This is a genomic window from uncultured Endozoicomonas sp. (genome assembly GCF_947495845.1).
Classification (GTDB): Bacteria; Pseudomonadota; Gammaproteobacteria; order Pseudomonadales; family Endozoicomonadaceae; genus Endozoicomonas.
Genome location: NZ_CANMAO010000008.1, coordinates 18,134 through 30,320, shown reverse-complemented (window position 1 = coordinate 30,320; position 12,187 = coordinate 18,134). Strand labels below are relative to the sequence as shown.

Sequence of the window (12,187 nt, the reverse complement as noted above, 5' to 3'; positions counted from 1 at the left end):
TTACAATTTTTAACTATGCACCGGCGTCTTCTTTAATCGTGAGAATTAAACGGTCTTTTTCTTTCCAGAGATCGTTTACCCACTCTTGGCATTCTCCACGGAAATCATCATCCGTACTGTAATCTTTACCGAGATAGGTTTCTGCGATGGACTGCTTTTCGATAGTTACACTTATGCTGTCGTGTTTACCACACAGAAAATCCCAAAAGCCCGGAACGGTATTTTGATACACGATGGTGATATTAATAAGCGTTTTCAGCTGATTTCCCATAGCGCCCAACACAAAGCCAACACCACCAGCCCGTGGCTTGAGAAGATAACGGAATGAAGACTGCTGTTGTTTATGTTTGGTTTCGGTGAACCGTGTGCCCTCCATAAAGTTAAACACAGAGACGGGCACATCCCGGAATTTCTCACAGGCCTTCCGGGTAGCTTTCAGATCTTCCCCACGCTTTTCAGGATGCTTCTCCAAGTATGCTTTGGAGTACCGTTTCATGAACGGAAAGTCGAGAGCCCACCAGCTAAGCCCGATCACTGGTACCCAGATCAGTTCTTTCTTCAGAAAGAATTTCAACATGGGTATTCTGCGATTCATCAAATGTTGAACAATAAATATATCCGCCCAGGATTGATGATTACAGGTCACCAGATACCAGTCATTTTTCTCCAATGACTCAAGCCCTTCTATCTGCCACTTCAATGGTCTCGTCAGTCGCATCCAACCACTGTTTACGCTGATCCAACTTTCGGCCAGGGCAATACATATTCGAGTACACAGTTTATGCCAGGCTTTGATAGGCACCAGAAAACGACTGACGCTAAATAACAGCAAAGGCACTGAAAAAAATAGGGTGTTAATCACTAGAATCAGGGTCGAAATAACGCCCCTTAAAAAGGCAGGAAGAAATGACAACATATGGGCACACAAAGTCTTAGTTATTATTGGGTAATCGTGTTGCAACAAGGTGCCGCTATCCTGACACAGCGGGCTGCCTTCTACCATCAAATTTCAAGCAACTATCAAATTTCAAGCAACTATCAAATTTCAAGCATTTTTGGCAGATGGCGATATAAAAGGTTCAAAACCGCTTTCTTCTACAAGCAGCTCATCACATGCCACAGGATGCTTATTTTCCAGAGTTTAGAGAGATCATCAGCCTCGGCGGTTTATTATTGAGACGCCTTTTTAACAAGCCTGCTTTATTTCTTCTCTTTATGATCGTTTCGCCTGTTCGTAGTGAGCAGGTATTACTCAATCATAATCAGCAACTCCCCGCTTCCTTCACCTTTGGCCCTGAATGGTATCGATCTGGCAGCGAACTGATTATCCGTGGTCAAAACACCTCTATTCAGTTGGCCTCCCTGCTTATACGTATCGAGAGCAAGGAAAACAAAGAACCGTCTTCCAATGTCCAGCACTTTTCCCTTCCCGCAGGAGAGTTCCAGCTGGTAGTACCCTTTACAGGCCTACGTACCTCTAAAGGAAACGAACCTCTTCTCCAGCCCTATGCAGAGATTCGAATAGAGTCACCGGATAATCAAAACGGCATCACGCTAGAACGCATAGCCATTAACTCCGACAAAGCACTTCCTGAGCAAACACTGGCTTTGGATTTCGGTCATTCAGGGGGACAAATTTTTCCGAAATTCACCCTCATTGAAAAAAAGCATTACTACCTGGAAGGCACCATGAAAATGCTTCGTAGCCCTTCGGGTGACCCTTTGATTCAAGACGGAATTTCAGGCATCGATCTGGTTCAGATACCCTGGCCAGACGGCCTGTGGCGACTGAGCCTGTGGGTTCAGGACCAAGGGAGGAGGCAGTATATCCCCCATTTTCTCCAACGAACGATTACCGCCAACGACACAATAATACACCAGCACAGCCTGACTCAGGATCAGTGGATAAAAAACAACTATCTGGCAGGAAACAAGCAGGAAGCAGTAGTTGATGGTGACCTCTGGTCACTGATTGGTCGCCGCCGGGATGGGTTCATCTCCAAGCTGGTGAAGGTGAACGATGGGCTTCTCAACATTCGACTCTACGGTGATTCGGCCAGCCGATATCTGGCAGGCCTTGTTCTGGAACCTCCTGAAGGTCGATTTGCCGAGGTAGTTCAAGAAAATCGCCGCCACCGCTACCTGCTTAGATGGCCGATCGCGGATGACCGTTCTGAGTCAAAACCTGTTAGTAGCGGCAATATCATCGCACTACAGGATATTAGCCAACAGATAAAAAATAATCAGGGTGAGTACCTTGCCGCTCAGAACACGATCTTGAATCTGGCTTTTGAAGTACACAGTACGCTTGATGACAGAGCACCTATGGTCGTTATTCCCCCACCACGAGACCCTGATAGAACACCGCTGAACGTATCCCGTCGCTATGGACACTGGCGCTACGAAAGACCAACCCCCGATGCAAAATCGTTGATCGTAGATGATAGCTATTTGCGATCGGACATGGAAAACATCCGTTTCTTTAAAGATCGCCCTCGGAGACTCCATATTCAGGTGCATATCCCAGATAGCGCAAAACCCGGTGTGTATCACGGTGAAGTGCAAGTGTTAAGCCATGGCACCCTGCATCTGAAAAAGTACACTGTAAGGGTAATGCCTATTCTGTTACCTAAACTTGAGCACCCGATCGGGCTATATATTGAATCAGCACCGTTTTATCAATGGTTCAGCGGTATGGAGAACCGTCAGCTCAGAGCCGTTACCTGCGATTTATCTTTAATGACCACCCATGGGTTCAGCACCGTCGCCCCCAGTTTCGCTATTCCATCCACCGATGCCGGGCGTCAGCGATTTATCAAACAACTTAATATGATTAAAAAATCAGGGTTTACTGGCACCACTCTGGCCTATTCTCCTCTGAAACAACTGGTAAACCAGAAAGGTGAAAGCAAGGCCGGTGTCGATCTACTCAATTTGAAACGGGCAATGGCATCCATGGATTTGCCCGAAATATACTGGTCAACTTTCGAAGAACCTAATCTCGAACAAATGGATCAGGCTCGAAGCAAAACAGCACTGTTGAAACACGCTTCCCTTGGATTTCAAAGTGAACTGGCAAAAAAAACCGACCTGGTTCTCATGAGCCATGGTATGAATGCATCAACCATACGGATTCAGGTACTGAGGCAGAACAGCATGGTCTGGTTATACAACTTCCCAGATCCAAGGTTAGCCGCTGGCTTCTACCAATGGCGGGTTGGTGCTGACGGTTATCTGCAATGGCATGGTCGTATGCCAGAGGCAGATCCTTTTGATCCGACGGATGGTGAAGCGGGTGATACTATCTACCTCTATCCCGATGCTGACGATTGTCGGGCGACCCCTGATATTCACCGGCGTTTTCTCGACCTCCATGAAGCCACTCTGGACTTACGCTGGTTACAATGGTTGCAGAACGACATGGCAAGTAATCAACAAGCGGTTGATCTGATCAGAAGTTTGCAAAAGCGAGTTCCGGGTGACTGGCAACAGGCTCACGACACATTATCATCTGATGAGATTCTTGAGCTGAGAGAAGACATTACTCGATTTGCCCTATCAACCGTCAGCCAACTATCCAACCTACAACCGCCTCTGTTTAGTGACCATAAAAACACGTTACCACCAACCGATGAGCAGGCATCAATTAAGAAACCAGAGCCAACTCCTCTAAGAACAGAAAACCAGGAGAAAGCCGCAAGATTATTAGAAGAGGTCTATACCAAAGATCAGGAAATAGAAACGGAAATAGCGGTAGATACGAAGTCATCATTTATCCCTCGCCCTCTACCCACGGGATTTTACCTGCAAGCTGGCAGCTTCAAAATACAGTCCAATGCTGACAGGGCGCTGGCAATGGTCAAGGCAGAAGGGTTCAATGCATATATACAGGGCGCTCTTGTGCGAGGCACACGTTTCTACAGAGTCCTCATAGGGCCTGACTTAACACTGGAAGGGGCAAACCGGTTACGAAAGAAACTCGGCCATGTACTGCCATTCATGCGCTATGCGAAAGAACCGGTGCGTATAGTAAATGACATTGAGCCACCTTTAAGTTCAAAACCCAAAACATCATCACAACATAAGAAAGCGCTTCAGCTGCCCGTAACGTCGACCTCTGATAACAAAAAACCAATCAAATCTTCATCAGCGCCTTCAGTGCAGCAAAAGGCAACAGAACAGACTTTAGACACAGAGATCGAATTCCTGCTCGATGAGATCGGCCTCCCCCCAAAGCCAGGCTCCACAGCCCCTGATGATAACGTAATAACCGACATGGCCATTGAGCCGAACAGCACGATCAAAAGCGAACCACTATACGAAGTTGGCTCTTTTATGTGGCAAATGCAGGAAATTAGCGATCAAATCATACAAACTCTACGCCCTGTGATTGACCCGATCACCAAATACCTGAACCGCGAGCTGCCACCCCATAAATCAGGCTACCTTTCTTATGATAAAAGTATAAAATTACACAGTAAGCTACCATGGCTGAATAATAGCGAACCCCTTCCACATAACTACTATCGGTTAGATGAATTGCGGACTCTACAATACCAATTCCATATTCATAAAATTGATATTCATATACAAAAAGCAATCAGCATAATGGTGCCGCACATTCATCATCTGATCGATAAAACTAAAGAGTTTTTCAACTCATTTACGGAAGATGAACTGTCAGAAGACTCAGAGGGCAATGAAGCGACGCCAGAAGATAACCACTCCGCAGAAAACTAAATTGACTGTTCTTGAGCATTAGAACATCAGAGCACCTGCACTTTCTGTCACGCAGATTCGGTTTTATCCAGATTAAACCGCTCCCGATAAGGATAAGCCGCTCGTTTTTGAGATATCAACCGAATAGGGTTAAGCAAAAACTTTCCTTAATATCCGCCCCATCTTTGATCGTATAAATGGATTGAATCTATGAACAAATTCATCGCACTGGTTCTGATGAGCCTGATGAGCTTCAACGTCATGGCTGGCGACTGGAAAAAACTCGGTGAGCGTCGTGTATCATTCAACAGTGATCGTGACGTAATCCACGTCAGTGGTCTGAAAGGTAAGTTTGATGCGATTGCATTCTCTGTTGGTAAAGCGCCTATTTATCTGAGCAAGATCAAAATCTATTTCGGTAATGGTCAAACCCAGAGCCTGCATATCAACAAGCGCCTGGAAAAGGGCAAGCGCTCCGTTCCATATCGTCTGCTGGGTGGTGATCGCGTTATCAACAAAGTTGAAATGAATTACCGTACGGCTATCGGCGGCCACAAGTACGCTGAAATGAATATCTTCGGTAGACGCGATTAATGTCATGACTTCTCAAAAGGCGCCTGATGCGCCTTTTTTGTTGCCGATTCACACCTACTTACCGTTTTCATTCTGACCGTTTTCATCCTGATTTATTCCCTTTCCAGCCTTTAAGTACCCAACCATATGAAATCATATTTTCTGACTCATTGATCAGATCCTCTGACTGCGTTGCAACTCTGGTCACATAGCTCGCTATGCTCCCGCCGTTGCGCCTTGCAGAGAACCTGACCAACAAGCCAGAAACATTCGATTCCATATGGCCGGGTACTTAAGCGCATAAACGCAGCAAACTTTTCATTTCTGTCTATCTTTACAACTCTCGGTTCGGTGACAGGTAATAGAAATCAATGCTACGAACGGCCGTCGTGGGTACTGGCTACCTTGGAAAATTCCACGCAGAAAAATACGCCCACTTACCTTCCAGTCAATTGATTGGGGTTGCTGATATTAATGAAGACTGCGGACAAAAAGTCGCTAGCCAATGCAACACTCGTTATTTCAAAAATCACCAGAGCCTCATTGGGCAGGTGGATGCCGTCAGCATTGTTGTTCCCACCTCCCACCACCACGCGGTTACGCGAGACTTTCTTAATGCAGGCATTCATGTCTTAGTGGAGAAACCCATCGCCAACAGCGTTTCTCAAGCAGAAGAGATGATCGCTCTGGCGAAAAAAAACCAGGTTATTTTGCAGGTCGGTTTTCTGGAGCGCTATAACGCCGCATTGAACAATGTAACCAGTAAAGTGTCGTCACCACTGTTCATTGAATCCCATCGCCTATCGCCATTCAAACCAAGATCCATGGATATTGATGTGATTATGGATTTGATGATTCATGATCTCGACATCATTCTTAACCTTGTTAACTCACCTCTGTCGGATATTGCAGCTAACGGCAGCTCTGTCCTTTCCAACTCTGTGGACATTGCTCAAGCACGCCTGACCTTTGACAGTGGTTGTGTGGCAAACGTGACCGCCAGTCGTATAAGTCAGAAAAGCAAACGCAAGATGCAAATATTTCAGGAGAATTCCTGCATTTGTGTGGATTTTCAAGCATTGAAGGTCAGTCATTTCTCTAAACAGTCACAAAAATACCATTCAGACATTCCAGAGATTCAATGCTCTGAACAATGCTTTCAAGGGCATGACTCCCTTCAGTCAGAAATTGAAGATTTTCTCGATTGCATTCTAGAGTCCAGCTCGCCAAAAGTCAGTGGTGAGGATGGCCGGGATGCTTTGCAGGCTGCTCATTGGATTTCCAACATCATTGCCAGGTAAACTATGAACAACATCCCCATGGTGGATATTCAGTTATGGCACAAAACCCTGCAGTCAGAGCTGGAGGAGAAAGCCATCAGCGTTTTGCGCAGCGGGCGTTTCATCATGGGAGAAGAAGTTGAAGCGTTTGAAAAAGAAGCGGCCAACTACCTTGGAGCCCGGCACGCAATCAGTTGTGCCAACGGTACTGATGCCTTGATTCTTGCACTCCATGCGGCGGGCATTGGCCCTGGCGATGAAGTACTCACCACCGGATTCACTTTTTTTGCCACTGCTGAAGCCATTCTCCGTGTTGGAGCAAAGCCGGTTCTGGTAGATATTGACTCCCGAACCTTCAATATTGATCCTGTTGAGCTTGAAAGAAGCATCACCTCCCACTGTAAAGCAGTCATTGTCGTTCACCTATTCGGCCTGCCAGCACCCATGGATGCAATTAGGGCCGTCTGTGATCGTCATGCCTTGTTAATACTGGAAGACTGCGCACAATCCTTTGGTGCGGCTTACGGATCCAGGAAAACCGGATGTCATGGCCTACTGGGTGCTTTCAGCTTTTTCCCCAGCAAAAATCTGGGAGGCTTTGGTGATGGAGGGCTGGTAATAACTCAAGACCATCAAGCAGCTGAAACGATTCAGATGCTTAGAAACCACGGCAGCAATTATCAGTATCATCACGAATGCACAGGTTACAATAGTCGTTTAGATGCCATTCAGGCTGCCATGCTGAGGGTGAAGCTCAAATACATTGATCAGTTTAATAATCAACGCAGACAGGTTGCCCAATGGTACGGGGAATATTTACAGAAGAGTGAAGTGATTTGCCCTATCGATACGCCGGAACATGTCTACCACCAATATACCGTCGTATTGCCAGCGCGCAGGGATACCATTAAAAAGAAACTCGCCAATAAAGGCATTGCCAGTGCCATCTACTATCCAATGCCACTGAATAAACAGAAAGCCTTAAGTTCCACCGAAGAAGACTATGAACTGCCAGTCTGCGAACAACTGTCCGAACACTGTCTTTCTCTACCGATCTTTCCCGGCATGACCGAAGAGCAGGTAAAACAAGTCGCGAATGCACTGATCGCAGCTATGTAAACAAGGCATACGTTGTATGCCTTGTTACTTTATTTTTTCAGGCAACAGCCAGCTGCTTCAGGGCTTCAAACTTCTCCAGCTGCTCTGGGAAGAAGTTCTTTTCTTTATCTCTACGCAGGTAAACTTTAAACAACATGCGTCCAGTTTTACTCAGGAACTGAACAGAACGAGTATCCACACCATGGAATGGCTTACTGACCAAAGCGATGGTTTCTACATTATCCACTTTTAAATGGCCTTTCAGTGGTGAACGCTTGTCGCTTAAGTTGTAATACCCAAACTTCTCACCGCCTTTCGGTAAGTGCCCCACCATTTCAAAAATAGAACCATCCACATCAATAACCAGCGTCAGTTCACCCCAGGTTTTGATATCTCGCAGTACATCCAGATAATGCCTGGCATCAATCAATGTCACCAGGTCGGCCGGCATTGCCTGAATCACTGCCAGCTCACTGACGTTTAACTGCTTCGCCATTTCTGCTGGCAGAATGGCTGGATTTTCGGACAAAATATCCTGAATTTGTTTCACCAGAGTCATGCAGCTCTCTCCGTAGTTTGTCCATCTAATGGGTATTGTTTCAGAAAATCGATCAGTGCCTGATGCATGGTCACGTTCCAGAACTGACCCGGAAGCGTCAGATCGAGAATACCGTCATGAATCGTGGTCAGACCATTTTCCTGCCAGGCTTCAAACAATGGCATACAGTGCTCGCTCATGCCGGCACCACCGGTCTGATCCAGTTTGCCAATCTCCAGCCAGCCACGGTCAAAACCAGAACCCATAACACTGAACAGTGCTTTGTTGCCGGTTGCCTTGCTCATCATCATGATGGGCTTGTGACCCGCATCGATGGCTTCGTAATACGCTGGCAGAGTGCGCAGGCTCATGGCGTTATGACCGGCAAAATTACCACCAGCGCCAGAACCAAAGGGCATAATCTCAGCGCCGGATTTAACGCCATGGTTGTAGATATTGCGTTCACGAAGATCTCTGCCCCAATGGCTGACACTCAATCGACCCACTTTATGATCACTCAAGGTCGCAACACCCAGTCGGAACATCTCCGCTCTTTCTGGTGATGTGGCAGGCTCCGGCATCGAACCATTTTCAATGGATTGTTTCATACGACTGGAGCCCAACAGAATCAGCTGGTACAAATCCACACCATGTGCTTTGGACTGCAAAAAGGTGTGCAGATCTTTTTCCCAGTCACCCAAAGTCTGGCCCGGCAGGCCAAACATCAAATCAATAACCACTGCCGCATTGTTGAGGCTGTTAAAATAATCCAGCCTTTCCAGCAGAAATTCACCGGAATCAATGCGGCTCATACGACGACGTAATGTCGTATTAAAACTTTGGGCGCCTAAAGAAAAACGATTAAAGCCAGCCTCAAGACAAGCCTGTACTTTGTCATTATCAAAGCCATGGAAACGACCTTCAAAGGTCATCTCAACATCATTGGCCAAAGGCAATGATTCACGGATTGCATTACCCAGTCGCACTATATGCTCTGGTTGCAGATCTGTGGGTGTACCGCCACCAAAATAAACACCGTGGAACAGGCCGCTCTGAGTCCAGGCATCATGGACAGACATCCGGATTTCTTTTTCCAGATAATCCACATAACGGTTCACTTCATCTTTCTTGGTCGTGTTCTGAAAGAAACCGCAATAGGAGCAGTGAGTACGACAAAATGGAATGTGGATATAAGCCAGCCTTTTTCCTGGAGAAAGTGTCTCAGGAAGCGCAGGTGTATCCATCAGTTTGCGATAAACCGCCTGAGTCTGATCCGCAGGCACTGGAATCGAGCCACTGCTGGTATGAGCAGACTTCTTACCCGCAAAGGCAAACTTCAGAGGATCAGGTGACGAGATCCCGGTCAGCTCGGGACTCAGAGAGTGTATGGCAGACATAAGTGAATATTCAAACCTGAAAATGAGAATCTCTATTATTCTCACTTCAGAAGAACTCCACAATTGATACAGATCAACAAATTTCGGCCCCGGAAATTCGGTTTATCACCAGGAGCCTGTCGGGCTTACCACTGACCTACTACGAAAAACACCAATAATACCTATTTCAATAAAAATGAATGTTTCCTCACGAACGCTGTCTATGGGAACAAGCAAGCTGCACAAGAGGTACCGCCAGATGAAGTATTGCATTGCTATAACACTCAGTGTCTGGCTTTTATTGCTCTCAACTCAAGCAATACAAGCTGACGAAGATGACACAACAGTAGATGAAGGCCAAAGCCATTATCTTCGGCAATACATGGCTACCCACCGTTTTTTTGATCGCCTGACTCAAAATGGGCCTGACTCACAAAGATTTATAGAGGAACAGATCAAAGTGGATAGACAAGTAGCAAAACAACAATTGTCATGGGTCACTAGAGAGCATCCTCTACACAATTCATTGGTCTTTACTGCATTCTATGCGGGCATTTACGCGGGCCTTTTCACGATAGGCGGTGTTGCCTTTAACTATAGATACGCAATCCGTGATTTTTTTACTGGTTACCCAGATTTCGCAGACGTGCTAGTTCATGCTGGTATTAATATTTGGTCATTGTTTGCCTTGTATCCATTCATCCCACTAAGCAAGCTCTTCTACTACGCTGCTTTTCCTCCTTATTTGGCGGAAGAAAACCTGATTATTACTTATGGTTCAAAGAAAAATCTTCTGAATAAAAGCACTCAGCACTATATTGAGGATGAGCTGTTTTATAGTGCCTGGAGAAACCCGAGCAGTGATGCACTAGCGCGCTTACATAAAATTCTTGATAAGGTATTAAGACTTCCGTTCTATTCCAAAGAATTGATTTACAATGAGCAAGCAATCGACTCCGAATTACAGAATTACCCAGCGCACGTGAGAAAACGTTTAAACCGGTTTGCACGCTCTGAGCTGATTTATCAACAAACAGATTCCTCTATAAACGACAGTCATTACCCTGTTTATTTTCAGGGTGTTTCTGGGACGGGTAAAACCCATGCTGCCAAAAGACTGGCTGAGGCCATGGGCACTAATCTGGCGATTGTCTCCCTTGATAGTGCCACTATTGATGATATTACCGGCACCTCTTATGACAATGCCGATGCTAAAGCCGGGCGCATTATAGACGCACTGATTGCCAGAACTAACTCCAGCCAGGATATTAATCATGACAATCAAATCTTGCTGATCGATGATTTTGATCGCCTGTTCCTATCTGAAAACCCAAAAGCAAAAGAGATGTTGTCATTTTTTCAAAAGCTGCTGGATCCAGAGGATCGCTCTTTTTATAGCCCATACTTGAAAACCACAATAAAGTTGCCAGACACCATTATTCTGGCCGGAAATCATGATATCCACGCGCTGAGCCAAAACAAGCCTGTTTTGGAAGCTATCGTATCGAGGCTGGAAAAGATTGAGTTTACGGGGTTCAGCCCAGCGGCCAAACGATCCATCGCACAGGAAATACTGATTCCCAATAAAGAGAAGCGATATCGATCTGCCGGCAAACTGTTTGAAAACTTTGCACTGCCGGCTCTGGGGTATGAAATGATCGACAGCTTTATCGAAACCGATCAGGATATCGGCATTAGATCTTTGGAGAAACGTGTTTCAGAAGTGTTTGAATATTTTGCTAATGGTGTTGGTATCTAGAAGCAACATAAAAGAGAATGAGCTGAAAAATCAGCTCATTTCTTATCACCACTTAATGGTTCACCACCAACGGGCAATGGTAAGCAGGATGCTCAGACACACTGACTTCGATCTCAAACACCTCGCCAATGGTCTCTGGCGTTAACACTTGATGAGGTGCGCCTTCTGCTGCCAGTTTACCGTTTTTCAGAATAACAATGCGATCTGAATAACGAGCAGCCAGATTAAGGTCGTGCATAATCACCATTACACCAATGCCTTGATCTGCTTCCTGCCGTGCCATCTTCAGTGTTAATTGCTGATGAGCCGGATCCAGGGCAGAGGTCGGTTCATCAAGGAGCAGATACCGCTTACCCTGAGGTGCCTCATCCCATATTTGAGCAAGCACGCGAGCCATATGCACCCGCTGACGTTCACCACCAGAAAGCGTTGTGTAACTGCGATCTTTAAGATAAAACGCATCTACCTTTTCCAAGGCCTGACGGGCAATCATCAGATTCTCTTCTCGATGGCTGGAACAGGGTATACGACCAAGTAGCACGACTTCTTCCACCGTAAATGGAAACGACAACGAAGACGACTGAGGAAGAACACCCAGCATCAGAGCTTGTTGCTCTAAAGGCCAATCACCACGACCATTCAACAGTACGTCACCAGTTGTAGGCTCTCGCTCGCCGCTGATCACCTTCATCAACGTACTTTTACCAGCACCATTTGGCCCGAGAATTGAAACCACCTCACCAGGCTTAATGACCAGGTTAATATCATCAAGCAGTTTGCGATTGCCTATCTGAACAGAAACATGTCTGACTTCAAGAGTGCTACTGTCTTCTACTCTATCCAT

Annotated in this window: 9 protein-coding genes; 5 read left to right on the top strand and 4 right to left on the bottom strand. The window is 46.1% G+C overall.

From position 1 onward, the window contains the following. Positions 1-13 precede the first annotated feature (13 nt). Entirely contained in the window at positions 14-1,003 is a 990-nt protein-coding gene (locus Q1B11_RS07875; protein ID WP_299730246.1) for an acyltransferase, read from the bottom strand. Between the two features lie 110 nt (positions 1,004-1,113). Here Q1B11_RS07875 and Q1B11_RS07870 point away from each other — a divergent pair, with 110 nt between their 5' ends. The 4 genes from Q1B11_RS07870 (at position 1,114) to Q1B11_RS07855 (ending at position 7,691) form a co-directional block, all read left to right on the top strand. After that, the gene (locus Q1B11_RS07870; RefSeq protein ID WP_299730243.1) at positions 1,114-4,740 is read left to right on the top strand and encodes an SPOR domain-containing protein; all 3,627 of its coding nucleotides are present in this window, start codon (positions 1,114-1,116) and stop codon (positions 4,738-4,740) included. A gap of 189 nt (positions 4,741-4,929) precedes the next feature. Then, on the top strand, positions 4,930-5,313 hold the full coding sequence (locus Q1B11_RS07865; protein WP_299730240.1) for a hypothetical protein: 384 nt from the start codon (positions 4,930-4,932) through the stop codon (positions 5,311-5,313). 350 nt (positions 5,314-5,663) lie between these two features. Next, the gene (locus Q1B11_RS07860) at positions 5,664-6,593 is read left to right on the top strand and encodes a Gfo/Idh/MocA family oxidoreductase (RefSeq protein WP_299730237.1); all 930 of its coding nucleotides are present in this window, start codon (positions 5,664-5,666) and stop codon (positions 6,591-6,593) included. Positions 6,594-6,596: 3 nt separating this feature from the next. After that, complete coding sequence (locus tag Q1B11_RS07855) at positions 6,597-7,691, top strand: DegT/DnrJ/EryC1/StrS family aminotransferase (RefSeq protein ID WP_299730234.1); 1,095 nt, start codon at positions 6,597-6,599, stop codon at positions 7,689-7,691. A gap of 37 nt (positions 7,692-7,728) precedes the next feature. Here Q1B11_RS07855 and hutX read toward each other — a convergent pair whose 3' ends face one another. Both hutX and hutW read right to left on the bottom strand, forming a co-directional pair. Beyond that, positions 7,729-8,229: a heme utilization cystosolic carrier protein HutX gene (gene hutX / locus Q1B11_RS07850; protein ID WP_299730231.1), complete on the bottom strand. Its 501-nt coding sequence runs from the start codon at positions 8,227-8,229 to the stop codon at positions 7,729-7,731. Then, positions 8,226-9,605, bottom strand: a complete 1,380-nt coding sequence (gene hutW / locus Q1B11_RS07845) for a heme anaerobic degradation radical SAM methyltransferase ChuW/HutW (RefSeq protein ID WP_299730228.1) — start codon at positions 9,603-9,605, stop codon at positions 8,226-8,228. The genes hutX and hutW overlap by 4 nt, the downstream gene beginning before the upstream one ends. Positions 9,606-9,843: 238 nt before the next feature. Between hutW and Q1B11_RS07840 the strand changes: the two genes are divergently transcribed. Next, positions 9,844-11,343 carry an AAA family ATPase gene (locus Q1B11_RS07840; RefSeq protein WP_299730225.1) on the top strand — a complete coding sequence of 500 codons (1,500 nt, stop codon included), beginning with the start codon at positions 9,844-9,846 and terminating at the stop codon, positions 11,341-11,343. 52 nt (positions 11,344-11,395) lie between these two features. Here Q1B11_RS07840 and Q1B11_RS07835 read toward each other — a convergent pair whose 3' ends face one another. Then, the gene (locus tag Q1B11_RS07835; RefSeq protein WP_299730222.1) at positions 11,396-12,187 is read right to left on the bottom strand and encodes a heme ABC transporter ATP-binding protein; all 792 of its coding nucleotides are present in this window, start codon (positions 12,185-12,187) and stop codon (positions 11,396-11,398) included.